The sequence below is a fragment of the Enterobacter sp. B79-1 genome (assembly GCF_057444735.1).
The window spans coordinates 558,587-584,069 of record NZ_JBYAZJ010000001.1 but is presented as its reverse complement, the minus strand read 5'-3'; the positions used below and the strand labels follow the sequence as shown (position 1 = coordinate 584,069).

At 55.6% G+C, this 25,483-nt stretch carries 31 protein-coding genes and 1 pseudogene; 14 read left to right on the top strand and 18 right to left on the bottom strand.

The features are described 5' to 3' along the window. Positions 1–7 precede the first annotated feature (7 nt). Positions 8–934, top strand: coding sequence for a LysR substrate-binding domain-containing protein (locus AC2T6E_RS02765; protein WP_108416976.1), 927 nt, complete (start codon positions 8–10; stop codon positions 932–934). A gap of 46 nt (positions 935–980) precedes the next feature. Here the strand turns inward: AC2T6E_RS02765 and AC2T6E_RS02760 are convergent, their stop codons facing one another. Next, positions 981–1,451, bottom strand: coding sequence for a hypothetical protein (locus tag AC2T6E_RS02760; protein WP_316382788.1), 471 nt, complete (start codon positions 1,449–1,451; stop codon positions 981–983). Positions 1,452–1,643: 192 nt separating this feature from the next. Between AC2T6E_RS02760 and AC2T6E_RS02755 the strand changes: the two are divergent. After that, positions 1,644–1,748, top strand: a pseudogene (locus AC2T6E_RS02755) (DUF6016 domain-containing protein); the annotation flags it as partial. A gap of 45 nt (positions 1,749–1,793) precedes the next feature. Here AC2T6E_RS02755 and AC2T6E_RS02750 read toward each other — a convergent pair. From AC2T6E_RS02750 to AC2T6E_RS02715, 8 genes are all read right to left on the bottom strand, one after another. After that, positions 1,794–2,336, bottom strand: a complete 543-nt coding sequence (locus tag AC2T6E_RS02750; protein ID WP_312957867.1) for a cysteine hydrolase family protein — start codon at positions 2,334–2,336, stop codon at positions 1,794–1,796. A gap of 337 nt (positions 2,337–2,673) precedes the next feature. Further along, complete coding sequence (locus AC2T6E_RS02745; RefSeq protein ID WP_312957865.1) at positions 2,674–3,273, bottom strand: NAD(P)H-dependent oxidoreductase; 600 nt, start codon at positions 3,271–3,273, stop codon at positions 2,674–2,676. 74 nt (positions 3,274–3,347) lie between these two features. Then, entirely contained in the window at positions 3,348–3,941 is a 594-nt protein-coding gene (locus tag AC2T6E_RS02740) for a TetR/AcrR family transcriptional regulator (protein WP_174339492.1), read from the bottom strand. Between the two features lie 35 nt (positions 3,942–3,976). Next, the gene (locus AC2T6E_RS02735; protein ID WP_316382792.1) at positions 3,977–7,066 is read right to left on the bottom strand and encodes an efflux RND transporter permease subunit; all 3,090 of its coding nucleotides are present in this window, start codon (positions 7,064–7,066) and stop codon (positions 3,977–3,979) included. After that, the gene (locus tag AC2T6E_RS02730; RefSeq protein ID WP_212473887.1) at positions 7,063–8,160 is read right to left on the bottom strand and encodes an efflux RND transporter periplasmic adaptor subunit; all 1,098 of its coding nucleotides are present in this window, start codon (positions 8,158–8,160) and stop codon (positions 7,063–7,065) included. Before AC2T6E_RS02730 ends, AC2T6E_RS02735 begins: the two co-directional genes overlap by 4 nt. A 75-nt stretch (positions 8,161–8,235) precedes the next feature. Then, positions 8,236–8,850 (bottom strand): TetR/AcrR family transcriptional regulator, encoded by a 615-nt coding sequence (locus tag AC2T6E_RS02725; RefSeq protein ID WP_108416983.1) that lies wholly within the window; start codon positions 8,848–8,850, stop codon positions 8,236–8,238. 225 nt (positions 8,851–9,075) lie between these two features. Further along, positions 9,076–9,390: a PTS sugar transporter subunit IIB gene (locus tag AC2T6E_RS02720; protein WP_316382796.1), complete on the bottom strand. Its 315-nt coding sequence runs from the start codon at positions 9,388–9,390 to the stop codon at positions 9,076–9,078. A gap of 76 nt (positions 9,391–9,466) precedes the next feature. Beyond that, on the bottom strand, positions 9,467–9,934 hold the full coding sequence (locus tag AC2T6E_RS02715) for a nuclear transport factor 2 family protein (protein WP_486690466.1): 468 nt from the start codon (positions 9,932–9,934) through the stop codon (positions 9,467–9,469). Positions 9,935–10,038: 104 nt separating this feature from the next. On the opposite strand from AC2T6E_RS02715, the gene AC2T6E_RS02710 reads away from it, so the two are divergent. Next, positions 10,039–10,617 (top strand): TetR/AcrR family transcriptional regulator, encoded by a 579-nt coding sequence (locus AC2T6E_RS02710; RefSeq protein ID WP_260661994.1) that lies wholly within the window; start codon positions 10,039–10,041, stop codon positions 10,615–10,617. A gap of 51 nt (positions 10,618–10,668) precedes the next feature. Here the strand turns inward: AC2T6E_RS02710 and AC2T6E_RS02705 are convergent, their stop codons facing one another. Continuing rightward, a complete protein-coding gene (locus AC2T6E_RS02705) occupies positions 10,669–11,448 on the bottom strand; it encodes an SDR family oxidoreductase (protein ID WP_316382801.1) in 780 nt (259 codons plus the stop codon). A gap of 90 nt (positions 11,449–11,538) precedes the next feature. Between AC2T6E_RS02705 and AC2T6E_RS02700 the strand changes: the two genes are divergently transcribed. Beyond that, positions 11,539–11,877, top strand: a complete 339-nt coding sequence (locus AC2T6E_RS02700; RefSeq protein WP_120158082.1) for a winged helix-turn-helix transcriptional regulator — start codon at positions 11,539–11,541, stop codon at positions 11,875–11,877. A 62-nt stretch (positions 11,878–11,939) separates the two neighbouring features. Here the strand turns inward: AC2T6E_RS02700 and AC2T6E_RS02695 are convergent, their stop codons facing one another. Together AC2T6E_RS02695 and AC2T6E_RS02690 are read right to left on the bottom strand one after the other, a co-directional pair. Next, on the bottom strand, positions 11,940–12,710 hold the full coding sequence (locus AC2T6E_RS02695) for a hypothetical protein (RefSeq protein ID WP_126816447.1): 771 nt from the start codon (positions 12,708–12,710) through the stop codon (positions 11,940–11,942). Position 12,711: 1 nt separating this feature from the next. Next, a complete protein-coding gene (locus AC2T6E_RS02690; protein ID WP_042715285.1) occupies positions 12,712–12,909 on the bottom strand; it encodes a hypothetical protein in 198 nt (65 codons plus the stop codon). Positions 12,910–13,166: 257 nt separating this feature from the next. Here AC2T6E_RS02690 and AC2T6E_RS02685 point away from each other — a divergent pair, with 257 nt between their 5' ends. The 8 genes from AC2T6E_RS02685 to AC2T6E_RS02650 are packed head-to-tail and all read left to right on the top strand — an operon-like array spanning position 13,167 to position 19,047. After that, entirely contained in the window at positions 13,167–13,601 is a 435-nt protein-coding gene (locus tag AC2T6E_RS02685; RefSeq protein ID WP_126816448.1) for a nuclear transport factor 2 family protein, read from the top strand. Next, a complete protein-coding gene (locus tag AC2T6E_RS02680) occupies positions 13,598–14,317 on the top strand; it encodes an SDR family NAD(P)-dependent oxidoreductase (protein ID WP_316382807.1) in 720 nt (239 codons plus the stop codon). The genes AC2T6E_RS02685 and AC2T6E_RS02680 overlap by 4 nt, the downstream gene beginning before the upstream one ends. Further along, positions 14,314–15,573: an NAD(P)/FAD-dependent oxidoreductase gene (locus AC2T6E_RS02675; RefSeq protein ID WP_214594036.1), complete on the top strand. Its 1,260-nt coding sequence runs from the start codon at positions 14,314–14,316 to the stop codon at positions 15,571–15,573. The genes AC2T6E_RS02680 and AC2T6E_RS02675 overlap by 4 nt, the downstream gene beginning before the upstream one ends. Before the next feature lies 1 nt (position 15,574). Then, complete coding sequence (locus AC2T6E_RS02670; RefSeq protein ID WP_253178501.1) at positions 15,575–16,297, top strand: DUF1365 domain-containing protein; 723 nt, start codon at positions 15,575–15,577, stop codon at positions 16,295–16,297. Further along, positions 16,294–17,514, top strand: coding sequence for an SAM-dependent methyltransferase (locus tag AC2T6E_RS02665; RefSeq protein WP_253178502.1), 1,221 nt, complete (start codon positions 16,294–16,296; stop codon positions 17,512–17,514). The genes AC2T6E_RS02670 and AC2T6E_RS02665 overlap by 4 nt, the downstream gene beginning before the upstream one ends. Continuing rightward, positions 17,511–17,996: a DUF2878 domain-containing protein gene (locus AC2T6E_RS02660; RefSeq protein ID WP_253178503.1), complete on the top strand. Its 486-nt coding sequence runs from the start codon at positions 17,511–17,513 to the stop codon at positions 17,994–17,996. Before AC2T6E_RS02665 ends, AC2T6E_RS02660 begins: the two co-directional genes overlap by 4 nt. Further along, positions 17,993–18,517 (top strand): chalcone isomerase family protein, encoded by a 525-nt coding sequence (locus tag AC2T6E_RS02655; RefSeq protein WP_325840689.1) that lies wholly within the window; start codon positions 17,993–17,995, stop codon positions 18,515–18,517. Before AC2T6E_RS02660 ends, AC2T6E_RS02655 begins: the two co-directional genes overlap by 4 nt. Continuing rightward, entirely contained in the window at positions 18,514–19,047 is a 534-nt protein-coding gene (locus AC2T6E_RS02650) for a DUF3833 domain-containing protein (protein ID WP_253178505.1), read from the top strand. Before AC2T6E_RS02655 ends, AC2T6E_RS02650 begins: the two co-directional genes overlap by 4 nt. On the opposite strand, the gene AC2T6E_RS02645 is transcribed toward AC2T6E_RS02650, so the two are convergent. Continuing rightward, positions 19,044–19,502 carry a DMT family transporter gene (locus tag AC2T6E_RS02645; RefSeq protein WP_126544598.1) on the bottom strand — a complete coding sequence of 153 codons (459 nt, stop codon included), beginning with the start codon at positions 19,500–19,502 and terminating at the stop codon, positions 19,044–19,046. The two genes, AC2T6E_RS02650 and AC2T6E_RS02645, sit on opposite strands and share 4 nt — an antisense overlap. A gap of 4 nt (positions 19,503–19,506) precedes the next feature. Continuing rightward, complete coding sequence (locus AC2T6E_RS02640) at positions 19,507–19,941, bottom strand: DMT family transporter (protein ID WP_010430856.1); 435 nt, start codon at positions 19,939–19,941, stop codon at positions 19,507–19,509. 97 nt (positions 19,942–20,038) lie between these two features. Between AC2T6E_RS02640 and AC2T6E_RS02635 the strand changes: the two genes are divergently transcribed. Further along, a complete protein-coding gene (locus tag AC2T6E_RS02635; RefSeq protein ID WP_486690457.1) occupies positions 20,039–20,977 on the top strand; it encodes a LysR family transcriptional regulator in 939 nt (312 codons plus the stop codon). On the opposite strand, the gene AC2T6E_RS02630 is transcribed toward AC2T6E_RS02635, so the two are convergent. Further along, the gene (locus AC2T6E_RS02630; RefSeq protein ID WP_211445711.1) at positions 20,974–22,002 is read right to left on the bottom strand and encodes a methionine synthase; all 1,029 of its coding nucleotides are present in this window, start codon (positions 22,000–22,002) and stop codon (positions 20,974–20,976) included. The genes AC2T6E_RS02635 and AC2T6E_RS02630 overlap by 4 nt on opposite strands. A gap of 26 nt (positions 22,003–22,028) precedes the next feature. Further along, the gene (locus AC2T6E_RS02625) at positions 22,029–23,003 is read right to left on the bottom strand and encodes a DUF1852 domain-containing protein (protein ID WP_212473898.1); all 975 of its coding nucleotides are present in this window, start codon (positions 23,001–23,003) and stop codon (positions 22,029–22,031) included. A 353-nt stretch (positions 23,004–23,356) separates the two neighbouring features. On the opposite strand from AC2T6E_RS02625, the gene AC2T6E_RS02620 reads away from it, so the two are divergent. Beyond that, positions 23,357–23,896: a DUF2058 domain-containing protein gene (locus AC2T6E_RS02620; RefSeq protein WP_470297344.1), complete on the top strand. Its 540-nt coding sequence runs from the start codon at positions 23,357–23,359 to the stop codon at positions 23,894–23,896. A gap of 7 nt (positions 23,897–23,903) precedes the next feature. Here the strand turns inward: AC2T6E_RS02620 and AC2T6E_RS02615 are convergent, their stop codons facing one another. Together AC2T6E_RS02615 and azoR are read right to left on the bottom strand one after the other, a co-directional pair. Then, on the bottom strand, positions 23,904–24,590 hold the full coding sequence (locus tag AC2T6E_RS02615; RefSeq protein WP_316382826.1) for an RluA family pseudouridine synthase: 687 nt from the start codon (positions 24,588–24,590) through the stop codon (positions 23,904–23,906). A gap of 90 nt (positions 24,591–24,680) precedes the next feature. Continuing rightward, positions 24,681–25,286 (bottom strand): FMN-dependent NADH-azoreductase, encoded by a 606-nt coding sequence (azoR, locus tag AC2T6E_RS02610; protein ID WP_010430882.1) that lies wholly within the window; start codon positions 25,284–25,286, stop codon positions 24,681–24,683. Between the last annotated feature and the right edge of the window lie 197 nt (positions 25,287–25,483).

Sequence of the window (25,483 nt, the reverse complement as noted above, 5' to 3'; positions counted from 1 at the left end):
GGAACGTATGTCTTTACCACCACTGTATGCCCTGCGCGCCTTTGAAGTTGCCGCGCGGCTGAACTCCTTCAGCAAAGCGGCTGAGGCACTGAATATCACGCCGGGCGCGGTCAGCAGGCATGTCCGGACGCTTGAAATGTGGTTCGACTGCGAGCTCTTTAAACGGCAAGGGCCGAGAGTCGAAGTCAGTGAGGCCGGGCGTATTCTGGCCGGACAGCTTAGCGAAAGCTTCTCGAACATCGAGTGGGCCTGCCGCGCGTTCAGAAGTGAAAATCACCTTCTGCGCCTCAAGGCTCCCAGCACCCTGACAATGAGATGGCTTCTTAACGTCCTGAAATCGTTTCGTGAAAACCATGCGAAACCGAAAGTAGAAATTGCCAGCGTCTGGATGGACTTCGACACCGTTGACTTCAGCCGTGAGCCCTACGATTGCGCGATCCTCCTCGGTAATGGCTATTTCGGCGAGTCAACAGAAAGCAGGCTGCTCTTCAGCGAATGGCTCATTCCGGTTTGTACCCCGTCTTTGCTTGAATCAGCCCGGCATCAGCTGCCGCAGTGCGACCTTATTCACCCCTCCCCGGACAGACGGGACTGGCGACGCTGGCTGAAAAGAACGGGGCTATTTCCCGGTCTCGACATGAGCGGCGGGATTGTGTTTGACACCCTGGAGCAGGGAAGTCTCGCCGCCATGCACGGACACGGCGTGGCGATGGCCGATCTCCGGCTCACGCTGGAAGCGCTGAAAAGCGGCCTGCTCGCGCTACCGTTCAGGGAGGCGATTGCAACAGGGGATGGCTACTACCTGGTCTGGCCGAAAAATTCGCTCAGAAGACAGAGTATTGAACGTCTGCTGGCCTGGCTAAACCTGAACTCGCCGGTAGTGCCTTCTCTGGATATCGTCTGTCTTGAGTACGATGAAAAACGGTTTTCTTAAATTAAGCAGGATATTCCTGACGGGATATCCCGCATAGTTAATGCGTTTATGCGTAGGGGATATTTGCCATCTTCTTATATCTTTCCGGCAGGGCGCTATTCAGGTTGAGTAATTTATCCAGAATATAAAGCGCAGGCGTACCCTTTGTGCGCTCTGTATCGATCAGCGCCTCGCGCAATACATTGGCAGCCGCGGTCATTTTATGGAAGTACGCTTCTGATTCAGGCGTCTGCGCTTCGCCCGACGTGGCGTACCGCACGTGGGGCCATTCGGCGAAGTCAAGCAGGGGAAGGGTTCCATCGTCTTTTGGTAAGTGTGCTGACAGCAACTCTTCGGCGTTACCCGGGTTGCTTTGGGCAAAAGACAGAAGATGCAGTCGATGTACAAAGGGCGAAAGCGCATCTGAACGATGGTTTTCTGACGACAGTCGCGAAATTAGCGCAGGGATATTTTCATCCACGGTGTTTATTTCCGGTGAAAGTATTTTCATTAAATGAAATAAAGCATCGAGTGTCATAGGTGCTCCATATACGCACATTATTATTTATTGTTTTAACGTCGCTATCTACTATCGACAGCACTATACCAAGGGTGAATGGATGGTATTTCATCGCTATAACGGTTGAAAAACGATAAATAGTGGGCGTCAATGTGAGTTTTACTCAATATAGGATTTGATACCGTGTTAGTATCATAGAGCTTGCTGATTACCTGTGTTCGTCCCCATCGCCATCCGCACACGTTGGAACTGCTGACGGCTCGGAGAAGTCGCTTGATGGTCTTGAATTTTGATGGCAGCGGTAAAGTGACCCGGCACGCGGAAAGGCGCGCCGGACAAGATAGACAAGATCCCGCCAACTCAACCGACCGTATTAAAATGCCAGTCGCTTGCAGTGGACAGCGTCACGAACGGACCGGCCAGCGTGCTGTTGTGATGACCAATAATGTCGCTGGCGGATAAATGTTCATTGTCCATTGTGGTATGTGCATCTGAAATCAATACCGTCCTGAAGCCCAGCTCCGGCGCGGACCGGCATGTGGTATCAACACAAAATTCTGTTTTCATCCCGACAATGACCAGCTGCTTGATGCCTCTCTGATTAAGTTCACGCTTCAATTCGGTATCCCGAAAACAGCTGGGATAGCGCTTTGTGAAAACAACATCCAGCGTCTTCACGTCCAGCTCGGGTATCAGCTGTGTTAATGGGCCTTTCTCCGAGAAGGGGGAGTCGTCTGGTCCGATATGGCGGGCAAAAAAGACGGGCACCTCTGCTTGTCGCGCGCGGGCGATTAACAAGCAGATATTTGCCAGAACGGCGTCCGCGGAGCATGGGGAAACCGGGCCACGGAAGAGGCCGCGCTGCATGTCGATAATTAAGAGAGCATTGTCAGATGACACCATTTTCTTTCTCCATTCAGAGGGGGATGAACGGAGAGCGATTTCCCCGTCCAGGCCGGCGGGGATTGAGGTTCTGTTTGTCAGTAGTTCGCTACAGATACGCTCACGCCGCCGAGGGTGTCGGTGGTGGTGAGGGTGGTTGTTGGCTTAACTGACTGATACATGGAATGACCTTTGTTTATTCAGTCCGCTCTACGCGGAACTAACGCATTAGTTATAGCGTTGCTTAGCGCATTTCTTCAATTCACCAAGTTGGGTAGGGGGCTGATGCAGCGGCAGGAAGTTGTCAGCAAAGGCGCGTAGCCTGCGGGGCACGCCTTTGCTGACGGGATAGCCATAATCATCTCAGGCTCTCGAGCCCTTGCAGGAATTCCTCCACCTGGGCAGGCGTCGCCGTATCAGCCTGGTAAAGGATATCAAGCTTCACGTTCTTCAACCCGCAGAAGCCGAATACACCTTCGATTATCTGCGTCTGAATCGCCGTCGAATAGCCATGTTTGTCGAATCCGGTGAGATCGCTGCCGCCGGTGGCAATCAGGCGGACGGGAACATCGCGTAAATTGCCCACAATCCGGCCATCGTCGGCCACTTTATACGCCCAGTTCAGGGTCAACACCCGATCGAACCAGCCTTTTAACAGTGCGGGGACTGACCACCAGTATACCGGGAAGACAAATACCAGCATATCTGCGCGCTCAACGCGCTGCTGCTCGCGCAAAATATCCTCGGGAAGCGCAGTGGGATCGCCGTGATACAAATCAAGGTCGGGGCGAGACATGGTCGGATTAAAGCCTTCAGCATGAAGATCGGCAATTTCTACCTGCGTCCCTTGCTCGCGTAACGTCGCGGCAATGCGATCCGCCAGCGAATGGGATAATGAATGTTCAACAGGGTGAGCCGTCACGATCAGTGCATTATTTATGACATGTGTAACAGACATAGCAACCTCAGCAGGGGAGTGAACTGACACCTATATTACTATTGGTAAGTTAGGTGTCAATCCGACAGCAACGATCATTTTGTGCTGTTGGCGTAGGTATCCAGAACGCCAGACATGGCGCCGCTGAGCATATCTTCTGCGACGTTGCGGGCGAGTATCCCGTTCCCCGCGGCTGTACTGAGCGCGTCCGCGGCACCGATGATGGCAGTCAGTACCGCTTCACCCTGAACGCCTTTTAGCACGATAAACGGAGAAAGCGCCGTGCGAAGACAGTCGGCACATTCGGCAACGCACGCCTCGCGGAACGTCTGCAACGCGCGGGAGCCGGACAGCGCTGCGGCTATCGGACCCGTTTCCGGGCCGGCGGTAATGGCGCAGTCGATATAGGCAGCGCTGAAAAAGCGGATCGTCTTCTCCAGCGTTTTGCTGTCGAACGCCAGCGTCTCGCGGAATTTCGCCAGCTGACTATCGCTATAATCCTGGTACAGCGCCATCAGCAAGCCTTCACGATCGCCAAAGTGGTCATAGGGAATAGGCTTTGTCACGTTAGCCCGCTCGGCAAGATAGCCCAAGGTGAGCGCCTCGGTGCCTTGCTGGCGAACAATGCCGCGAGCAACCTCCAGCAACTGCACCCGGCGATCCTCTTTTCTTAAGCGCTTAACAACCATGATGTCCCTCGTATCGTTTATCTACTGATAGTAGTTTACACGCTTTCTGCCAGAGGCTGAACGCTTTGTGTCGCTGGACGGATCCTGAACCAGATCGCATACATCGCGGGCAGGAAGACCAGCGTAATGATGGTTCCTCCTAAAGTTCCGCCGATCAGCGTCCAGGCGAGCGTTCCCCAGAATACGGAATGCGTCAGGGGAATAAAGGCCAGAACGGCGGCCAACGCCGTCAGTAAGACCGGTCTGGCGCGCTGTACTGTCGCTTCGACAACCGCATGGAACGGATCGAGCCCCTCTTTCTGGTTATGATCGATTTGACCAATAAGAATCAGCGTATTGCGCATCAGAATGCCCGAAAGGGCGATCAATCCGACGAGGGCGTTGATGCCAAACGGCTGATTGAACAGCAGCAAGGTTGGCACCACGCCGATAAGCCCCAGCGGCGCGGTAAGAAAGACCATGACCATGGCCGACATGGAACGCACCTGCAGAATGATGATCAGTAGCGTCAGGGCAATCATAATGGGGAACAATGGCAACATTGCCCGGGTGGCTTTGCCTGATTCTTCAATCGATCCGGCCATTTCAATACGGTATCCTGGCGGCAGCGAATCCGCGATCGGCTGGAGCTGTTTCATGATGGCTGTAGACACGTCCGGTGGCTGAAGCGTTTCGTCGATATCGCCCCGCACGGTGATAGTCGGCGTTCGATCGCGACGACGCAGCAGCGGATCTTCCATTCTCACCTCAACATCGCCAATTTGTGACAGAGGGATGCGCTGGCCCGCATTGCCGACCAGGGTAAAGCCCGCTATTTTTGCCGGATCCAGGCGAATGTCACCTGCGGCGCGGCCAATCACCTGAACGGCGCGAATGTCTTCTCGTACAGACGTGATGGGAACACCGGACAGCAGGAACTGCAGCTGCTGAGCAACGGCATTCGAGGTTAAGCCAGTGGCCTGTAGGCGGTCCTGATCGAGCGTGAAATGCAGTGTGGGTACGCGCGTTCCCCAGTCCGTGTTGACGGTCCGCATCATCGGGCTTGCCTCGAGCACGCCTTTCATTTTGTCAGCGATGCCGCGTAGCGTATCGACATCGGGTCCCGTGACTCGCCAGGCGACCGGGAAGGGAGAGTAGGGACCAAACACCAGCTGCGTGACGCGCACGCGCGCTTCGGACGCAAGGCCTTCGGCAACCGCTTTACGTAGTCGGAGCTTGAGTGCCTCACGTGATGCCGGGCTATCCGTCAACACCACTATCTTCGCAAATGACGGATCGGGTAACTCAGGAGCCATGGCCAGATAAAAACGCGGTGAACCCTGACCAATGTACGATGTGACGATGTTGGCTTCTGGCTGTTTTTTCAGCCAGTCTTCTATTTTCGCTGCGGCGGCGCTGGTCTGCTCGATTGACGTGCCGTAGGGCATCTGCACTTCAACCAACACTTCGGGGCGATCCGACGTCGGGAAAAATTGTTTTTTCACCAGCCCCATGCCCAGGATCGCCAGGATAAAAATGGCGACAACCGACCCCGCCACAATCCATTTTCTGGCGATGACGCGGGTTAAGAGATGGCGAAAACGGTTATAGCGAGGCGTGCCATAGATGGCGGCATGGCCTCCTTCCACTTTGGGCATATCCGGCAGCATTTTCACGCCGAGATAGGGGGTGAAAACCACGGCGACGACCCACGATGCAATCAGCGCCAGGCCGACAATCCAGAACATATTGCTGGTGTATTCTCCCGCCGTTGACTGGGCGAAACCATTCGGCATAAAGCCAATGGCCGTTACCAGCGTGCCGGCGAGCATCGGGGCCGCGGTATGGCTCCAGGCGTAGGCGGAGGCTTTGATTCTGTCGTAGCCTTCCTCCATTTTTACCACCATCATTTCGATGGCGATGATGGCATCATCAACCAGCAAGCCCAGGGCAAGAATGAGGGAGCCCAGCGTGATGCGGTCAAAGTTAATGCCGCTGGCTTCCATTACCACAAAGACCACGGCCAGTGTCAGAGGAACCGCCGCCGCGACGACCACGCCCACGCGCCAGCCCATGCTGACAAAACAGACCACCATAACAACCAGCAGGGCGACGAAGAATTTGATCATGAACTCGTCCACCGACGAGCTGATGTTCACGGACTGATCGGTGACTTTCGTCAGGGTCATTCCCAGAGGCAGACCGTCATTGATTCTCGACGTTTCGGCATCAAGCGCTTTCCCCAGCGCCAGCCCGTTCCAGCCTTCGCGCATCACAATACCCAGCAGCAGGGCCGGTTCATGCTGGTTACGAATTTGCAGAACAGGCGGGTCTTCATAACCTCGTTCCACCGTGGCGACGTCGGAGAGCTTGAGCGTTTTGCCCTGCGCAATAAACGGCGTATCGCGGATTTTCCGTAGGGTATCGAAAGCCCCGTCGAGGCGGATAAAGATCTGCGCGCCGCGCGTCTCAATTGAACCCGCAGCCGTCAATACGTTCTGATTGTTCAGCGCATTGAAAATATCCTGAGGCGACAGGCCAAGCGTCGCGAGACGCTCGTGAGAGAAGGAGATATAAATCCGCTCTGCCTGCTCCCCAATGATATTGACTTTCTTCACGCCGGGGACGTGCAGGAGCTGCTGGCGCATGGTTTCGGCATCGCGCACGAGCAAACGCTGCGGCTCTCCTTTTGCTTTGAGCGCAAAGAGAGCAAAGGTCACATCGGCGAACTCGTCATTAATCATCGGTCCCGTTACGCCTGCTGGGAGATTTCGGCTCTCATCCCCAAGCTTTTTTCTGGCCTGATAGAACTCTTCCTGCACCTCAGAAGGTGGCGTATTGTCCTGTAATGACAGCGTGATAAAGGCCATGCCGGGGCGGGTATAGGTTTCCGTACGGTCATACCATTTGAGCTCCTGAAGGCGTTTTTCCAGCGGTTCGGCCACCTGATCCTGGATCTCCTGCGCGGTCGCGCCGGGCCACACGGCGATTGCGGTCATCTGCTTCACCGTGAAAGGCGGATCTTCTGCACGCCCGAGCCCAAAAAACGAGAGAATACCGGCAATCGTCACCAGAATAATCAGAAACAGCGTGACCGAGCGCTCGCGTACGGCAAGCGCTGACAGGTTAAAGCGTCCTTCGCTCATGGCTGACTCTCCGTGCGCTGTTGAGCGAGGCGGACCACTTCGCCTTCATGCAGAAGATGCACCCCTAACGCGACAATCTTTTCACCGGGCGTCACGCCCCCCGTTACCTGGGCGGAATCATCGCTCACGCTAAGCACCTTGACGGGTTGCCAGGTCACTTTGGCGGGTTGAGTCGAGATCCGCCAGACGCCAGGCCCTTTGCCCGCATCGTAGAGCGACGCAAGGGGAACCTGCATGACCTGGTTTTTCTCATTATGACTCCCTATGTTCAGCGTGACGGTCGCACCCAGCGGCGCGTCTGCCAGCGCGCCTGCCAGAACATACCGCGCCTCATAGGTGCGGGTGGTGGCATCGGCGGAATCAGAGAGCAGACGAAGCGTTGCGGTAACAGGCTGTTTTTCGTTGCCATAGCGAGTCGCCTGTGCTTCGCTCCCGACGACGGGACGCAGGGTCTCTGGAAGTTGCACCAGCGCCTCACGTTGTCCCGCGCGGGCAAGACGGATCACTGCCTGTCCGGCGCTTACGACCTGACCTGGCTCAGCGAAGGTCTCCATCACCACGCCGTCTGAATCGGCCAACAGTACGGCATAGCCTGTCGCGTTTTGCGCTACGCTTGCCTGCGCCCTGGCGGCACTAAGCTCCGCTCTGGCGGTGTCGGCCGCCGCTTTAATTTGGTCGTACTCGGAGGCAGACACTGCGCCCGTAGCCACAAGACCCCGATAGCGCGCTTCGTCGGCGATCGCTTTTCTTGCACGCGCCTGGGCGGCATCCACCGTCCGCTGCTGAGCCTGCGCCTGTAACGTCAGGTCAACGGGATCGAGGCGCATTAAAGGCTGGCCTTTTTTTACGCTCTGGCCTGTATCAACAAGGCGCTCAAGGACTTTGCCCTGAACCCTGAAACCGAGATCGCTTTGCGTTCTGGCAACCACCACGCCGGTAAATGCGCGAGACGTCGCGTTCGCGCGTTCAACGGACGCGGATCTGACGAGCGGTGGGTGCGTGCGCGGATCGTCACTCGCCGCGTTATCGCCGCAGGCCACGAGGGCCAGCGGCAGGAGAGAAACGAGACAACGGGCTGAAGTAAGCCTGAGCATGGGAAACCCTTATTAAAATAACAGGACAGTTTCCGCATTCTCTGACTAGTGACCAATAATGTCAATGGTCACAAATCAGGGAGCCAGACTTCTTAAAATCAGTGAGGGGAGAAGGATCGCAGCAGTGGGGGCAGTTTCGAGATTGTATTGCAGTTGAATGGGGTTAATGAAAGGGCACATCACCAGATATATCGCGAGCGTTGCCTCATCGAGCGGGGTTTTCCTTTCGAACTCCCCGGCCTGCCTACCTTCGACAATAATGCTCTCAATCAGTTTTAACAGGTGTTCTGAATACCTTTCTGCTGAAGGCCATTTTTCCCGCGCGGCCACGGCGGCGATGTCGTAAAGTTTACGATCGTGGAAAAACAGTTCGCTTCCTGCCTCGGTGAGCGCCCTGAAGAGACGACGTATTTTCTCGCTGGCGGAGGGCGCATCGGCGAGCGCCGAATGCACTGCGGTCATGATCAGTTCCAGGCGGTTAGCACAGATCACCTCGCCGATAGCCTGTTTGGAGTCAAAAAATTTATAAATGTAGGCCTTTGAAAAACCGATGGATTTAGCAAGCTCTGCCACGGTGGTTTTTTCATAGCCGTAGTGACCGAAGTGCTCAAATGCCGCTTCGACGATCTGCTCTCGGACGGAGTGGTCAAGTGGACCACGTGTAACTGGGACGTTCAAATTTTTAGTCATTTTTTAAGCTTAGCGTGACAGGCTTCGAATGACAACGAGTGACCATTTCGTGATTTGGTTACATGCGTTTTCGTCATGAACCCTTCAGACGGGACGATAAATCAGATGGGGTAAGTGTATCACTGTTTTTCGCGCGCAATGGCATCTATATGACAGTGCCAGCCTTGTGTCGATGCGTTTTAATCGGCGGGTGAGAGGAGGCCGCAAAAAATGCGGCCTTATATATCAGGCAGCCAGTTCAGGCATCTGTTCCTTCACGAAATTTAACACCTTACTCGCGTCCAGAGACGCATAGGGTAAACTCTCAATAATGGCGATGGAACGCGTATTGCCCACCGTTTCTTTTATCTCATCGAGTTTGTACTGAATATGCGGCGCGATGAGGAAACCATCGAAAGCGGGAGCGACACTGGCGAAGTTATTCAGCCCAACAGCGCTAATCATCAGCGGATAGCCTTCGCGTTCTGCCAGAGACTGCATCTTTTTGGCGAGCGAGTCTGCGGTATTACCAAACAAACAACAGATCAGAAGCTTTTTCATATTTTCTACCTCCTGAAAACCGCTCACAGGGTAGTCCTGAAGCCACGCCTGAAATGTGCGCTATCTCTTAATAAAGCTATAAACCCAGATCGCTCAGAGAAGGGTGATCGTCCGGACGTCTTCCCAGCGGCCAGTGGAACATTCGCTCTGATTCTTTTATCGGCATATCGTTTACGCAGGCAAAGCGTCGCTTCATCAGTCCGTCCGGCTCAAACTCCCAGTTTTCATTGCCATATGAACGGAACCAGTTACCGGAATCATCATGCCATTCATAGGCATAGCGCACCGCGATTCGGTTATCCGTAAATGCCCAGAGCTCTTTAATCAGACGATACTCCAGCTCTTTTTTCCATTTCCGCGCCAGAAACGCCTGGGCTTCTTCACGGTTGGTCACGAATTCTGCGCGGTTGCGCCATTGGGTATCGAGCGTATAGGCAAGCGCGACTTTCGCCGGGTCGCGACTGTTCCAGCCATCTTCTGCCAGTCTGACTTTTTCGATAGCGCTTTCACGGGTGAAGGGCGGTAAAGGAGGACGTGTGTTCATTGCGATTACCTCTGGGTTATATAATGTAGACAGGTCTGTCTACTTGCGGTAATCTATGCCTGTAAAATAACGCTGTCAACCTCCGTTTTGAGGCTACTAAAAAAATGAAAACAGAACCCGCAGGCAACGATACTAAAATTAGCGTCAGAGATAAGATATTACTCACGGCGCACGATCTGTTTTATTCCACAGGCTTCAGGGCGACGGGGGTGGATACGCTGATCAAAGCGTCAAAAGTGACCAAGGTGACTTTCTATCGTCATTTTCCGAGTAAGAGTTTACTTATTCTCGCCTATTTACACTATCGGCATGAAATATGGATTAGCTGGTTTGAGACTACGCTGCGTCGACATTTTGACGAAGGCGAAATACCTTCTAATGCGATATCTGAAACGCTTTACGAATGGTTTATTTCGCCCGAGTTCCACGGCTGCGCGTTTATTAATGCCAGCGCAGAGGCAAAAGCGGAAGATATTGAAAGCGAAATAAAAGAGATATGCCGGGACCATAAATCAGAGACAAAGAAAACAATCGTCACGCTCACCGGTATAAATGATGAAGAGACCGTCAATGACATGATGATGCTCATTGACGGCGCTATTATTCATGCGCAAATGGGTATGGATCCAGAAAGGGTGGTAAAAGCGTTAAAAACGGGCTTAGAGAAACTGACCGGTCAGTGACATTCCCCCGCGCTTAATCAGCTCTCGTACCGAGCCGATCAAGCACCCGCGCTATACTGTCGGAATGGTGCCGCCATCAATCACGTATTCTGTCCCTGTGATACTTGAAGCATGAGATGACGCGAGGAAGACGATGAGGTTAGCCACCTCAATCGGTTTGGCAGGGCGTCCGAGCGGTATTCCACCTAACGCCTTCATAATGATCTGTTTGCCACCTTCGTAGTCTGTTCCTGCCTGCTCTGCCAGCCTCTCCGCCAGTGCAACCGCGGCTTCGGTTTCGATCCAGCCGGGTGCAACGCGCACCACCCGAACACCCTTCGGCGAGACTTCCTTTGATAGGCTCTTGCTGTAGGTCGAGAGGGCTGCTTTCGCCGCCGCGTAGCCCGTGGTTGATTCCGGTAACGGCAGTTCGCGCTGAATAGACGTCACGTGAATAATCACCCCGTTTCCCTGCGCAAGCATGCCGGGGAGCAGGGCGCGATCTAAGCGTACGGCGGGCAACAGGTTAAGATTTAGCTCCTGCTGCCACTCGTCTTCGCCAAGCGCAGCGAAACCGCCACCGGGTGCGGTTGAACCACCTGCGACATGGACAATCACGTCGACGCCGCCCATCTGTTCCTCCACCGCCGATACGACGGAGGCACATCCTGCAACTGTCGTCAGGTCAGCGGCTACGAATGCATCGGCGATATTTACCTCAGGCGCGTGGCGCGCCGTGGTTAATACCGTTGCGCCCAGCTGTTTTAAAAGTCCGACCACTGCTTTTCCAAGCCCTTTTGTTCCAGCGGTAACAAGCACGCGCTTACCAGTGAAATGAAAATCTAGTGACATGACCTTTAACTCCCGTTATTTACAGTACGGGTATATTCAACATAGACTGATAAATTGACAAGTACGCACGAAAAAGTGAGTGACTGAATTATGAGTAAGTTATATAGCCCGGAATCTGCCGCAAGCGGCGTGGAGCAGGTATTACGGCTGCTGGAAGGTCGCTGGAAATTAATTATTCTTTTTCATCTGTTCGACGGAAAAGTGCAGCGCTACTCTGATTTTGAAAAACTGATCCCCGGTATTTCCCAGAAAATGTTGGCGCAGCAGCTGCGGCAACTGGAATCCGACGGAATTGTTTCGCGGATGGTCTACCCTCAGGTGCCGCCGAAAGTAGAATATCGACTCACCGACTGGGGGCAGGCATTATGCCCGGCGCTCGATGCCATGCTGAAATGGGCAGAAAAACGCGAGGCTTACGCCGAGCTGTAAATTCTGTGCCCGGTAAGCCTCGGATGGCTAATCGTGGCGATCTCTGCCAGAACGGAACGCGTTCACTCCGGTTTCTCTTCTGCCTGCGCCATCTCCAGCGCGCTGGCACTCGCGGGATCGAACAGCGAGATGCTCTCAATCTGATTGAGTAAAATTACCTTCCGGAATGACATGGCGCTGCGGGGTTCAGAGTCGAGCGTAATGTCATGCTCCGCATACCACCTGCTGTAGTTATTCTCGATGCGCAGATTCATCGTCTTCGCATCTCTGTACCCGCTCAGCATCGGGATCAGCACGATATTGGCCGTTTTTTCGTACTCCAGCGTCGCGGTGTGGATCATCCCGATGTAAATCCGCCCCGACCTGAGCGATACTTGCGCCAGCTCGCCTTCCTCCATGCACTGATACAGCACCTGTTCAATACCGCTCGACTGCGCCAGACGTTTGTAGAGCTTTTTCCGGCTTTCACCGTCCAGACGCGCGCTGCCTGCCCAGTTAGAGCGGTAGAGGCAAAACAGGATGGCAAACGCCAGCATCACGACCACCGGTGCCTGAATGCCTAAAAAACTCCAGTTCATAAAGTCGATTTGCCAGTCGGTATATTTCGGTGAGGCAAAGTGAAATGCGTTGTTGGCGGCGGAAAGGGAGAGCAGGAGTAGCCAGAGCAAACCGGTGGCAATCACGCCCTGAAGAACAAAAATACAGCCATAAAGCGCCACGAGAAAATAGACGTCCCAGCCAAAAGAACGCTTGATTTTAAAGCGGGTGGACAGGTCTCGGCTGGTATACCAGTACCCGCACACCATCAGCACCATAAAGATTGCCGTTCCCATATCAGGCCCTCTTCAGCGCGTCGACGTGACGCAGAAAATCCTGCCGTACCTCGTTGCTTTTGTAGTTCACCGAGGCGTTTCCGTCCTGGTCGATAATGATGCGATCGCCATCTTCTACGGCTTCAATGATTTCCTGCTGGCTCATTACCTGGAGCAATGACTCAGGGCTGGAGAAAAGGGAGAGAAAGAAGCGTTTCATGTCAGGCATCCTTATGAATAAAAAGGATAAGCCTGGAAGAAGGGCGGCGAGTTTGCCTTAAGGATATCCTGAAAGTTAAAGCCGGGTGTCGGCTACGCCTTATCCGGTCTACAAGATTCATTCTTTTCCCTGTTATTAAACTATTGATATGTATCTAAAATAAAAAATAGATCAACACAAACTTGGACAAATAACTATGATTGTGTAAGTTTTAATTATGCGATTACGCCACGTTATTTACAGCCAGGATGTGACCCATGAGCACGTTGCCCGCCGTTGTCAGTCGGTTTGTTGATTACTACGCCACGCTTGACGCTCAACCGCCGTCGGCGCTGGTGGGGCTTTATCACCCGGACGCCACGCTTGTCGATCCGTTTGGCGAACACAACGGGCTTTTTGCGCTCCAGCGCTATTTCACCCATTTGCTGGCGAACGTCGAAAACTGCCGTTTTACCATTGATGCCCCCCTTCTGAGCGAACGCCGGTTTGTCGTCACCTGGACAATGCACTGGTCGCACCCGCGCATTGCCGGGGGTGAGCCGCTCGGCCTGCCGGGGTGTTCAGTGGTGGACACGGAAAACGATCTCATCACGCGTCAGCGCGACTACTACGACGCGGGGGAGATGATCTACGAACACCTTCCTCTGCTGGGCTGGGCGGTACGCGGCGTGAAGCGGAGGGTCAAATCATGAAAACGGTGCTCATTACCGGCGCCAGCTCGGGCATTGGGGCCGGGCTGGCGAAATCCTTTGCCGCTGATGGCTACCAGGTTATTGCCTGCGGGCGCGATGCGTCGCGTCTGGACGCCCTCCAGTTGCACAGTCCGAACATCACGGTGCGCCGCTTCGACATGACAGACAGAGACGCCTGTTGCCAGGCGTTGAAGGACTGTAATGCCGAACTGGCGATCCTCTGCGCCGGGACGTGTGAATACCTCGATCGTGGCGTGGTGGATCCCGCGCTGGTGGAGCGGGTGATGAAGACCAATTTCCTCGGCCCGGTGAACTGCCTTGCCGCGCTTCAGCCGCAGCTGGCTGCAGGTCATCGCGTGGTATTGGTCAGTTCGATGGCGCACTGGCTTCATTTTCCGCGAGCCGAAGCCTACGGAGCGTCCAAAGCCGCGCTCACCTGGTTCGCCGACACGCTGCGTCTGGACTGGGAGCCGAAAGGGATTGGTGTAACCGTGGTTTCACCGGGGTTTGTCGATACGCCGCTGACCCAAAAAAATGATTTTGCCATGCCGGGCAGAGTGACCGTTGACGAGGCCGTGAATGCAATACGCGCCGGGCTGGCGAAGAATAAAAGCCATATCGCGTTTCCTTCCGGTTTCGGCCTGATCCTGCGGCTGCTCTCATGGCTTCCTACCCTGATCCAGAACGCGCTGCTGCGCAGGATGGTGCGCTCATGAAGATCGCGATTATCGGCAGCGGTATTGCCGGGCTAACCTGCGCCTGGCGTCTGGCGGGCCATCATCAGGTCACCCTATTTGAAGCGGGCGCAACGCCGGGCGGACACACCGCGACGGTAGACGTCTCCACGTCGCAGGGGACCTGGGCCATCGACACCGGGTTTATCGTCTATAACGACCGTACTTATCCGCGCTTCATGGGCCTACTTAGCGAGCTGGGCATCAGCGGACAAAAAACGCAGATGAGCTTTTCTGTGCGCAACCCGGGGACTGGGCTGGAGTATAACGGACACACGCTGACGTCGCTGTTTGCCCAACGCCGAAACCTGGTGAATCCGTCATTCTGGCGGCTGCTTGGGGAGATCGTCCGCTTCAATCGTCTGGCAAAACAGGCGCTGGACGGGGAGGTGGACCCGAACGCCACGCTGGAGACGTTTCTTGAACAGCACCGTTTCACCCCGTTTTTTGCACGCCACTACATTCTGCCGATGGGGGCCGCGATCTGGTCCTCGTCGCTGCAGGAGATGAGGCGCTTTCCGCTGCCGCTGTTCCTGCGCTTCTTTGAGCATCACGGCCTGCTGGATATTACCCATCGCCCGCAGTGGTACGTTGTCCCCGGCGGCTCGCGGGAGTACATCCGCGCCATGCTCGACAAGCTGGGCGACCGTCTGAACCTGCATCTCAATTCGCCGGTCCAGAGGGTGAGCCGCCACGAGCACGGGGTCACGCTTCAGCTTGAAAACGGCAGTTATACCTTCGATCAGGTGATTTTTGCCTGCCATTCCGGGCAGGCGCTGGCGATGCTGGACGAGCCGACGCCTGCAGAACGTGACGTGCTGGGCGATATCGGCTGGCAGCGCAACGAGGTGGTGTTACACAGCGACAGACGCTGGCTGCCGGTGCGCGAGCGCGCGTGGGCGAGCTGGAACTATCGCCTGAGTGAACGTGACCAGGCCAGCGCCTGCGTCACTTACAACATGAACATTTTGCAGGGACTGCCCAAGGGGAGTCCGCTGTTCTGCGTCACGCTGAATCCTGAAACGCCGATTGATGAGCGTTTCGTTCTGAAGCGCTTTATCTATGAACACCCGCTGTTCAACCCTCAAAGCTGGCGCGCGCAGGCGCGTCGCGGGGAGATTAACGGTCATAACCGAAGCTGGTTCTGCGGGGCGTACTGGTACAACGGTTTTCATGAGGACGGGGTGCGCAGCGCGCTGGATGTGGTCAATGCGCTAGCCGCCGGGGAGGGGAACTGAGATGAACAGCTGCCTCTACCACGGCGTATTGCGCCACCGACGCCTCCAGCCGAAAACCCACACATTCAGCTACAGCGTTTTTATGGCCTGGCTGGATCTCGATGAGCTGGAAATATTGCCCTCGGTGGGCGTACGCCGTAACCGCGTGGCCGCCGCCTCGTTCCACGACGCGGACTATCCGCTGGGCACGCCGCTCAAAGAGAACGTGCTGAGCAGGCTGGAGAGCCTGACCGGGGAACGTCCGCAGGGGCGAGTCATGCTCCTGACACAGCTGCGCTATTTCGGGTTCCATTTTAATCCGGTCAATTTTTACTACTGCTATGACCAGCACAATGCGCTTCGCTGGGTGCTCGCCGAAGTGCGCAACACGCCGTGGAACGAGCGGCACTACTACGCGGTAGACGGGCAGAATGCCCGGCCCACGGAGAAAGCGTTTCACGTTTCGCCCTTCAACCCGATGGACATGGTCTACCACTGGCGCTTCAACAACCCGGACAATACGCTTCATATGCACATTGAAAATCATCAGGAAGCGAAGGTCTTTGACGCTACGCTGGCGCTGCGTCGGGAGCCGCTGACCCGCCCGGCGCTGCGTTCGCTGCTGCTGCGTATCCCGCTGATGACCCTGAAAACCGTTTTCGCCATTTACTGGCAAGCGCTGCGGCTGTGGCTCAAGCGCGTGCCGCTGTATAACCATCCCGTCAGCAGGAGTGAACGCTCATGACCGATCCCGTCTTTGCGCTAGAACCCGATATCCCGCGCAACGTCCGCATCGCGCGCTGGCTGCTTTTTCGGCTGTTAAGCGGCATACGCGGCGGCTCGCTGACGCTGCGTGAAGGGGCGCAAACCTTTCACTTTGGTGAGGCATCTGCCGCGCTGCATGCCGACGTGCAGATCCTCTCGCCTGGGCTTTACTGGCGCATCTTAACGGGCGGTAGCCTCGCGGCGGCAGAGGCCTGGATGGACGGCGAATGGGAGACCCCGCACCTGACGCCGCTTCTGGAACTGCTGGCGCTCAACGGCAAGGTGCTAGGCCGTCTGGAGAAGGGGTTCCGCCTGCTCGGCAGGCCGCTGGAGCGGCTGCGCCACTGGACGCGGCGTAACTCCCGCGCGCAGGCGCGCGAAAATATTGCCGCCCATTACGACTTGGGCAACACCTTTTATGCCCATTTTCTGGATAAAGAGCTGCTCTATTCCAGCGCGCTGTTTACCGCTGACGAGCAGGATCTTACGGCGGCTCAGCAGGCCAAAATGGCGCGTTTGTGCGACCAGCTGGCGCTTAACGCGGGCGACCACCTGCTGGAAATTGGCACCGGCTGGGGAGCAATGGCGGAATACGCGGCCCGTCACTACGGCTGTCGGGTCACCACCACCACGCTGTCGCAGGAGCAATATATCTGGGCGACCGAGCGCATCGCCCGCGCCGGGTTGCAGGATCGCGTTGAGGTGCTGCTCTGCGACTATCGCGACCTTACTGGGCAGTACGACAAGCTGGTGTCGATAGAGATGATTGAAGCCGTCGGGCAACGCTATCTGCCCACGTTCTTCCGTACCTGCCAGGCGCGGCTGCGCCCGGGGGGACGGATGGCGATTCAGGCCATCACCATTCAGGACCAGCGCTACCGCGACTACAGCAAAAGCGTCGACTTTATTCAGCGCTACATTTTCCCCGGCGGCTTTTTGCCGAGCGTCACCGCCATGAACGAATTGATGACGCGCCACACCGATTTTGTGGTGCGCAACCTCTTCGATATGGGGCCGGACTACGCCCGCACGCTGGCTCACTGGCGTCAGCGCTTTGTCCACGCCTGGCAGGAGATTGAAACGCTCGGCTTTGACGAACGTTTCCGCCGGATGTGGCTCTACTACTTCGGCTACTGCGAAGCCGGGTTTAACGCCCGCACCATCAGCGTGGTGCAGCTGACAGCGGAACGCGTATGAGACGTTACGTGCAGGTGTTCCTGATGGCGATTGCGTTCGATCTCTACTGGACGCTGGTAGTGCTGTTTCGCGAGCGGGGGCTGGTCGTCTGGCTCGCGCTGGCGATCCTTGCCTGCCTGATGCTGTCGCCTGCACACCGTATTTACGCCATTTTGCTGGCGGCCGCAGGCAGCTTGCTGGACGCCCTCTGGGCGGTGACGGGGCTTATTGCCTTCACAGGCGACTCGCTGATGCCCCTGTGGATGGTGGCGCTGTGGCTGATGTTCGCCACCGTCTGGACCCGGCTGACGTGCACCACTTCCTTGCCGGGCTGGATCTTAACGCTGCTGGCGACCGTCGGCGGGCCCGTGGCCTACCTTATCGGCGAGCGGCTGGGTGCAATGACGTTCCTGGAACCTGGCTTTATCGTCGTCAGCTGGATGGCGCCGGGCTGGCTGGTATTAATGCTGTTTTTCCACCTGCTGATGGGGAGACACCAATGAAAATCCTGCTGATGTTAATCTGTCTGACCCTTACCGTGCCGGTCGCGAACGCCGCTGACTGGCTAAGCTGGCGCAAAGTAGGCAGCGCCACGCTCACCTGGGGGCCCTTCACCGTCTACACCTCGCAGCTGCTGACGCCCGATGGCCGCTATACCGGCGAAAACGGTGATCAGGCGCTGGTCATTACCTATGCGCGCGACATCGACCGTAAGGATCTGGTCGAGGCGACGCGCGATCAGTGGCAGGCGCAGGGAATTTTGCAGCAGGAGCCGCTGAGCGAAGCATGGCTTCGCAGGCTGGCATCGCTCTGGCCGGACGTCAAGGCAGGCGCGCAGCTGGCGTTTGTGCTTAAAAATCAGCAGGGACAGTTTTGGTACCGCGCGCCTGACGCGCCGACAGGTTTCACTCCACTGGGGCCAGCGCAGCCAGCGGCGTTCAGTAAGCGCTTTCTGGCCATCTGGCTCGATCCCCGCACGCAATACCCTGAACTGCGTCAGCAGTTAATCGGAGGCCAAAAATGAAACGTTTCCTGACCCTGGCGCTGGCGCTCACGATGCTGCTGGCAGGCTGCAGCACCGAGGTGACCGAGTATCGCCAGCAGCAGCCACGGCTTGATATCTTCCATTACTTCCAGGGTAAAACCGAAGCGTGGGGCATGGTGCAGGATCGCAGCGGCAAGCAGATCCGCCGTTTCCACGTTGAGATCGCCGGGGATGTGATTGGCGATACGCTGACGCTCAACGAACACTTTGTTTACGACGATGGTGAAAAACAGCAGCGCGTCTGGCACATCCGCCGCGTGGGGAACGATCGCTACGAGGGAACGGCGGGGGATATTGAAGGGGTTGCCACGGGGCAGGCCGCAGGCAATGCCTTTAACTGGCATTACAGCATGAACGTGACGGCCAACGGCAAAACCTGGCTGCTGCATTTCGACGACTGGATGTACCTGCAGGATGAGACCCATCTGTTCAATAAAACCGAGATGAAGAAATTTGGCGTCACCGTCGCCACGGTGACGCTGTTCTTTACCCGTAAGACCTCGGCTTAGTCGCGGACGCTGCCGGTTTTGCTGCTGGAGTAGATGAAGTACAGGGCAATCCCCAGGCAAACTACCGCGCCCAGGCGGCTCAGCGAAAACGGAATGGCGGGATTGCCCAGCCAGCCAAAGTTATCAATCAGCATACTCATGGTGAGCTGGCCGAAGATCACCGCTACCGTGGCGACGGCGGTGCCGATCCGCTGTACGGCGAGCACCATTATCACGATATAGGGCACGCCAAACATCGCGCCGAGGAGCTGCCATTTTGGCACGTCCAGCAGCGTGACCGCCTGCTTAGGCTCAAAGAAGAAAATGAGCAGGGCGGTCACCAGCGCGCCGACGGAAAACGTCAGAAACGCGCTTTTAAATACGCCCACGCTGCTGCCGAGCTGCCCGTTGATCGCGGCCTGAATGCTCAGCGTCGCGCCGCCGCAGACGGCCAGTAGAATCATCATCAGTGTCATGCGTTTACCCCTGTGCCACCAGAACCAGTGCGGCAATAATAAAAACCAGCGCCACGATGCGTTTCGCGTTTATCTTCCTGTGTGGCGTACCCAGCAGACCAAAGTGATCGATGATCAGACTCTTAAACACCTGACCGGCCAGAATACCAATCATGGTCATCGCGATGCCGATAGCGGGTGTTGCAACGGTCAGAATGACCACGTACACGGGGCCGAGCACGCCGCCGAGCAGTTGCCAGGACGGCTGTGTAAAAAATGACGGGCTGTTGCGCGGGCTGAAAAACAGCATCAGCAGAAACGTCAGCGCGGCACCCACGCCGAAGATGCTGAACGTGGCCCACAAATCACCCACTTCGCCGCCTAGCGGTCCCAGCAGTCCCGCCTCTACGGACAGCCCCATCCCGCCAGCAATCACCAGGAAAATTAAAATAAGTTGCATAGCTCACTCTCTTGTTGTCCAGGCGACGAAGAATACGGGGTATCAGCAGTGAGAAAAATGCCATAATGCAGGAAACACCATTGCAGGAAATGCACTAATGATCGATGCCGGAAATATCAGCATTCGCGCGCTGCTGATCTTTATCGCGGTTTATGAATCGCAGAATTTCTCCGTGGTTGCGCGGCGGGAAGGGATCTCCGCCTCGCAGGTTTCACGCGTGATCCACCAGCTTGAGGACGCGCTCGGCCAGCAGCTTTTTTATCGCAATACGCGGGCCGTGATCCCGACGGAAAGCGGGCATCTCTTTATCCGCTACGCCCGGGCGATGGCAGGAAGTCTTGACGAGGCGCGCCGGGAGCTGGATGAGCGATCCATCGAGCCAACTGGGCTCATTCGCATTAACTGCCCGGTATTTTTTGGACAGCGGCACGTAGCCCCTGGCCTGGCGGGGCTGTCGGCGCGCTACCCCCGGCTCAATCTTGATTTGACCCTCACCGACGACTTTATCGACCCTCACCGGGACGCCGCCGACGTGTTGTTCCGCATCGGCACGCTGACGGACTCTTCGTTTCACGCGCGGGTGCTCGGGCAGCAGTGGTATCATCTGGCGGCATCGCCGTCCTATCTGCAAAAGCACGGCGTGCCTGAGAAGCCGGAGGATTTTGCGCATCACAGCTGCCTTGTCTATCGCGGATCGTCCGGGCCTAACCGCTGGCTCATTCGCCGTCCAAATGCGGCGTGGGTTCACTATCCCATTGCGCCGCTGATGACCTCCAACAACGCCGAAACGCTGCTGATTGCCGCGCTGGGCGGAATGGGGATCGTGCTGTTCCCCGACTGGCTGGTGAGCGAAAGGTTAAACAGCGGCGAGCTGGTGTCGCTTCTGCCGGATCATGAGTGTTCGATCAACACCGAGCCGCAGACCATTGCGGCGATCTACCCGAACGCGCGTCATCCGCCCCTTAACGTCAGGGCGGTGATTGATTATTACGTAGAGCGGTTCGGCACGCCGCCGTACTGGCAGCGTGAGCGTTAGAGGGTTAGCTCACGGCGAACGATCTCTGCGCCCGCGCTCAGTGCCCTCAGCTTGCCGTTAGCAACCTGACGGGAAAGGGGAGCCATTCCGCAGTTGGTAGACGGATAAAGCTTGTCGGCATCGACAAACTGCAGCGCTTTACGCAGCGTATCGGCGACTTCCTCCGGTGTTTCGATATGGTTCGTCGCCACGTCAATCGCGCCCACCATCACTTTTTTGCCGCGGATCAGCTCCAGCAGATCCATCGGCACGCGCGAGTTGTGGCACTCCAGCGAAATGATGTCGATGTTTGAGGTCTGCAGCTTAGGGAAAGCCTCTTCGTACTGTCGCCACTCGGAGCCGAGCGTCTTTTTCCAGTCGGTATTAGCCTTGATGCCGTATCCGTAGCAGATGTGTACCGCGGTTTCGCATTTCAGCCCTTCAACGGCGCGCTCCAGCGCGGCGATACCCCAGTCGTTCACCTCGTCAAAAAAGACGTTAAATGCCGGCTCATCAAACTGGATAATATCGACGCCTGCGGCTTCCAGCTCGCGCGCTTCCTGGTTGAGAATTTTGGCAAATTCCCAGGCCAGCTTTTCGCGGCTTTTGTAATGGGCGTCGTAAAGCGTGTCGATCATGGTCATCGGGCCCGGCAGCGCCCATTTGATCGGCTTGTCCGTCAGCTGGCGCAGGTACTTCGCATCGTCCAGGAATACCGGCTTTTGACGCGCAACGGCTGAAACCACGGTCGGCACGCTCGCGTCATAGCGGTTGCGAATGCGCACCGTCTGGCGGTTCTCAAAATCGACGCCGCTCAGGTGCTCAATAAAGGTGGTAACAAAGTGCTGGCGGGTCTGCTCGCCGTCGCTGACGATATCAATGCCCGCGCGGAGCTGTTCGTCGAGGGATAAACGCAGCGCATCCTGTTTACCCGCCAGTAATTCATCATCCTGAAGTTTCCACGGTGACCACAGCGTTTCAGGTTGTGCTAGCCAGGTTGGCTTAGGTAAGCTGCCAGCCGTTGATGTCGGGAGCAATGTTTTCATAATAGAAGACCTTTATTATCGGTTAATTAAAGCGTGAAGTTATGAGACCACTGCTCAAGACGTTGTTTGTAAGGCTTAATAAACTGTTCTTCCGTAAATTTGCCCTGTTGAATTGCTAACTGGCTGCGCTCTTCACGGTCATAAACAATTTTCGTTAATGAATGATCCTGCTGATTCAGATCCGGCTGATAGCACTGTCCGGCGGTCGAGTTCGCATTATAAATTTCAGGACGGTAAATTTTCTGGAATGTTTCCATGGTGCTGATCGTTCCAATCAGTTCAAGATTCGTATAATCCGCCAGCAAATCACCGGAATAATAAAACGCAAAAGGCGCAGCGCTGTTCTCAGGCATGAAATAACGCACCTTCAGGCCCATCTTGCCAAAGTATTGTTCAGTCAGAGATGTACCGTCCGGCTGGTACTCAATCCCCAATACAGGGTGCGTGTTGCCCGTACGATGGTAGGTATCTTTGCTTGAGACACTCAGGCAGATCACCGGCGGTTTTTTGAAGTTTTCTCTGTATTCAGCAGAGTGGGTGAAGTGCTTGAAGATGTTGCCGTGCAATTCCCCAAAGTTCTCCGGGATGCTGAACGTTGAGCGATCTTTATTATGTTCGAGCAGCAATACGCTGAAGTCATAGTCACGCACGTAGGAAGAGAAGTTATTCCCGACAATGCCTTCGATGCGCTCATGGGTTTGCTTGTCGACAATGAACGTCTGCAATATTTCTATGGCCGGGAAGCTATTATCGCCATCGACGTTCATATCAACGGAAATAATTTCAAGCTCAACGGCATAGCGATCGGCTTTTGGGTTATCCCAGCGCGCCAGGGCGTTGAAGCGGTTGTTGATCATCACCAGCGTATTGCGCAGGTTCTCCTGACGCTTTTCCCCGCGCGCCAGGTTGGCAAAGTTGGTGGTGGTACGCGTATTTTCGGACGGGTTGTAATTTTCATCGAAGCAACTGCGCTTAAGGCTAAATGTAAAAGCTTTACTCATTGTGGTTATGCATCCTAAGTTCATGTTGCCAGGAAGTTATCAATGCATAATTTATGCCTGAGCCAGTGGCAGAGGGGAAGTGACTTAATTTCAATGCAACATGAGGGAAGTTCATGAAGTGTAATGCTTAAGGTGTTGCTGACTTCTTGCCGGGTGGCGCTGCGCTTACCCAGCCTACGGTTCAGCGTCGTTTGTAGGCCCGTGCAAGCGCAGCGCCGCCGGGCGAAGCTCGCAATATGTCTGTGACATGCACTTTGCCCTTGTCGTTTACCGACTGCAGGGGAGAGGGATTTTTTATTTCCGTTCAATTCCCGCTATAATCCCCAAAATTTCCAACCGGTTTAGAAACAATCATGACAAAACTCACCTTACAAGAGCAGATGCTGAAAGCGGGCCTGGTCAGCAGCAAAAAAGCGGCGAAAGTGCAGCGCACGGCAAAGAAATCACGCGTTCAGGCGCGTGAGGCCCGTGAAGCGGTCGAAGAGAACAAGAAAGCGCAGCTTGAGCGCGACAAGCAGCTGAGCGAACAGCAGAAGCAGGCCGTGCTGGCGAAAGAGTTTAAAGCCCAGGTGAAGCAGCTGATTGAGATGAACCGCATCACCGTTTCAAGGGGCAACATCACCTTCAACTTCACGGACGGCAATCTGATCAAAAAAATCGACGTCGATAAGCAAACGCAGACCCAACTGATCAATGGCCGTCTGGCGATTGCGCGCCTGGTGCTCAATGCTAACGGTGACTGCGACTACGCGATCATTCCGGCGGTGGTGGCCGACAAAATTGCCCAACGCGATGCCGACAGCATTGTGTTGAACAGCACGCTGAGCCAGGAAGAGCAGGATGAAGACGATCCGTACGCGGACTTCAAAATCCCTGACGATTTGATGTGGTAAACCCTGTCTAAAACGGAGCAGCGTGTCGGGCGTTAATCGTCTCGCCGCTCACCGGATGCACAAAATCCAGCCCGCTGGCGTGCAGCATCAGCCGCGGCGTCGTTTCGGCGCCCGGCCATTCAAGGCCGCCATATAAATCGCAGCCCAAAATAGGGTGACCCAACTGCTGGCAGTGAATACGCAGCTGATGGGTTCGCCCCGTCTCCGGCGTGAGCGCAACCCGCGTCAACGGTAAGCCCGTCGCCTGATAAAAACGTTCGATAACCCGGTAGCGGGAGCGCGCCGGTTTGCCCGTGACGGCGCAAATCGACATCAGCGGAAACAGCGCCGGGTCTTTGGCAATCGGCGCGTCAATCACCCCTTCGTCATTTTCAACATGCCCGCAAAGCAGGGCGTTATACACCTTCTTCACGGCGCGCTGGCTGAACTGATGACAAAGCGCGGCGTTAATCGCTTTATTACGCGCAATCACCATTAAACCGGACGTGCCAAAATCAAGGCGATGCACCAACGTGCAGCCCGGGAAGTTTTGCACCAGACGGTAATGAACGGAATCCAGGTTTTGCGGGTTTTTGCCCGACAGGCTAAGCAGGCCGGAAGGTTTATTGATTAGCAGCAGGTGCTCGTCCTGCCAGAGAATGTCAATCTCATCGAGACAAGGTGGGGCAATAAAATTATCGACGATTACAGACATCAGGCCGCCCGGCTGGAGAGTGGGAGCGGATGATAACGAAAAGCGGAGGAAAAGAAAAACCCTCCCACCGGGCGGTGAGAGGGGGAATTCTTAGGCTGCGACGAAGCCGTCGATGGCTGCTTTCGCATCGGTCTGCGCTTTGGTCGCCACTTCAGGACCGTAGGCGATACCTTCAGCGAACACGAAGTTCACGTCGGTGATACCGATGAAGCCCAGGAAGAGGGTCAGGTACGGCGCAACCAGATCGGTTGGGGTATCTTTGTGAATACCGCCACGGCTGGTCAGTACAACCGCACGCTTGCCTTTCACCAGACCTTCAGGGCCGTTTTCGGTGTAACGGAAGGTCACGCCAGCACGCGCTACCAGGTCGAAGTAGTTCTTCAGCTGGGTAGGGATGTTGAAGTTGTACATTGGGGCGTTGATGACGATAACGTCATGCGCCTGCAGTTCTGCAATCAGTTCATCAGACAGCGCCAGGGCTTCCTGCTGACGCGGAGTCAGTGGTGCATCGCTTGGACGCAGCGCGCCAACCAGCTCGCCGTCCAGCACAGGAATCGGGTTTGCAGCCAGGTCACGCACGGTGATTTCGTCAGCAGAATGCTGTTCACGCCACTGTTCAACGAAGTAATCAGACAGCTGACCAGACTGTGAGTACCCTGCCAGAATACTGGATTTCAAAACTAATACTTTGCTCATGGGTGATTCCTGTTGTTGCATTTGATTGAAGGGGGTTGCCCCGTTGCTTGTTGACACTCTATTCACAATCCTGCCACAGAGATAGCGCAATATATCGAAGTCTATGTTCGAATTTTTTGAATAAGGCGCGAAAGGCGTCAATGTGGTACTCTATAGCAATCATTAAAAAGAGAGTTTATCAGGGCGTGTACAGCCCT

Coding starts and splice junctions, on each gene's coding strand:
- AC2T6E_RS02765 (WP_108416976.1), top strand. CDS start 8: ATGTCTTTACCACCACTGTATGCCCTGCGCGCCTTTGAAGTTGCCGCG.
- AC2T6E_RS02690 (WP_042715285.1), bottom strand. CDS start 12,909: ATGAAACGCTTCTTTCTCTCCCTTTTCTCCAGCCCTGAGTCATTGCTC.
- AC2T6E_RS02745 (WP_312957865.1), bottom strand. CDS start 3,273: ATGTCTGTTACACATGTCATAAATAATGCACTGATCGTGACGGCTCAC.
- AC2T6E_RS02660 (WP_253178503.1), top strand. CDS start 17,511: ATGAGACGTTACGTGCAGGTGTTCCTGATGGCGATTGCGTTCGATCTC.
- AC2T6E_RS02670 (WP_253178501.1), top strand. CDS start 15,575: ATGAACAGCTGCCTCTACCACGGCGTATTGCGCCACCGACGCCTCCAG.
- AC2T6E_RS02630 (WP_211445711.1), bottom strand. CDS start 22,002: ATGAAAACATTGCTCCCGACATCAACGGCTGGCAGCTTACCTAAGCCA.
- AC2T6E_RS02625 (WP_212473898.1), bottom strand. CDS start 23,003: ATGAGTAAAGCTTTTACATTTAGCCTTAAGCGCAGTTGCTTCGATGAA.
- AC2T6E_RS02620 (WP_470297344.1), top strand. CDS start 23,357: ATGACAAAACTCACCTTACAAGAGCAGATGCTGAAAGCGGGCCTGGTC.
- AC2T6E_RS02640 (WP_010430856.1), bottom strand. CDS start 19,941: ATGCAACTTATTTTAATTTTCCTGGTGATTGCTGGCGGGATGGGGCTG.
- AC2T6E_RS02615 (WP_316382826.1), bottom strand. CDS start 24,590: ATGTCTGTAATCGTCGATAATTTTATTGCCCCACCTTGTCTCGATGAG.
- AC2T6E_RS02650 (WP_253178505.1), top strand. CDS start 18,514: ATGAAACGTTTCCTGACCCTGGCGCTGGCGCTCACGATGCTGCTGGCA.
- AC2T6E_RS02665 (WP_253178502.1), top strand. CDS start 16,294: ATGACCGATCCCGTCTTTGCGCTAGAACCCGATATCCCGCGCAACGTC.
- AC2T6E_RS02750 (WP_312957867.1), bottom strand. CDS start 2,336: ATGGTGTCATCTGACAATGCTCTCTTAATTATCGACATGCAGCGCGGC.
- AC2T6E_RS02735 (WP_316382792.1), bottom strand. CDS start 7,066: ATGAGCGAAGGACGCTTTAACCTGTCAGCGCTTGCCGTACGCGAGCGC.
- AC2T6E_RS02695 (WP_126816447.1), bottom strand. CDS start 12,710: ATGGGAACGGCAATCTTTATGGTGCTGATGGTGTGCGGGTACTGGTAT.
- AC2T6E_RS02710 (WP_260661994.1), top strand. CDS start 10,039: ATGAAAACAGAACCCGCAGGCAACGATACTAAAATTAGCGTCAGAGAT.
- AC2T6E_RS02725 (WP_108416983.1), bottom strand. CDS start 8,850: ATGACTAAAAATTTGAACGTCCCAGTTACACGTGGTCCACTTGACCAC.
- AC2T6E_RS02635 (WP_486690457.1), top strand. CDS start 20,039: ATGATCGATGCCGGAAATATCAGCATTCGCGCGCTGCTGATCTTTATC.
- AC2T6E_RS02760 (WP_316382788.1), bottom strand. CDS start 1,451: ATGACACTCGATGCTTTATTTCATTTAATGAAAATACTTTCACCGGAA.
- AC2T6E_RS02705 (WP_316382801.1), bottom strand. CDS start 11,448: ATGTCACTAGATTTTCATTTCACTGGTAAGCGCGTGCTTGTTACCGCT.
- AC2T6E_RS02715 (WP_486690466.1), bottom strand. CDS start 9,934: ATGAACACACGTCCTCCTTTACCGCCCTTCACCCGTGAAAGCGCTATC.
- AC2T6E_RS02700 (WP_120158082.1), top strand. CDS start 11,539: ATGAGTAAGTTATATAGCCCGGAATCTGCCGCAAGCGGCGTGGAGCAG.
- AC2T6E_RS02740 (WP_174339492.1), bottom strand. CDS start 3,941: ATGGTTGTTAAGCGCTTAAGAAAAGAGGATCGCCGGGTGCAGTTGCTG.
- AC2T6E_RS02675 (WP_214594036.1), top strand. CDS start 14,314: ATGAAGATCGCGATTATCGGCAGCGGTATTGCCGGGCTAACCTGCGCC.
- AC2T6E_RS02680 (WP_316382807.1), top strand. CDS start 13,598: ATGAAAACGGTGCTCATTACCGGCGCCAGCTCGGGCATTGGGGCCGGG.
- azoR (WP_010430882.1), bottom strand. CDS start 25,286: ATGAGCAAAGTATTAGTTTTGAAATCCAGTATTCTGGCAGGGTACTCA.
- AC2T6E_RS02645 (WP_126544598.1), bottom strand. CDS start 19,502: ATGACACTGATGATGATTCTACTGGCCGTCTGCGGCGGCGCGACGCTG.
- AC2T6E_RS02720 (WP_316382796.1), bottom strand. CDS start 9,390: ATGAAAAAGCTTCTGATCTGTTGTTTGTTTGGTAATACCGCAGACTCG.
- AC2T6E_RS02655 (WP_325840689.1), top strand. CDS start 17,993: ATGAAAATCCTGCTGATGTTAATCTGTCTGACCCTTACCGTGCCGGTC.
- AC2T6E_RS02685 (WP_126816448.1), top strand. CDS start 13,167: ATGAGCACGTTGCCCGCCGTTGTCAGTCGGTTTGTTGATTACTACGCC.
- AC2T6E_RS02730 (WP_212473887.1), bottom strand. CDS start 8,160: ATGCTCAGGCTTACTTCAGCCCGTTGTCTCGTTTCTCTCCTGCCGCTG.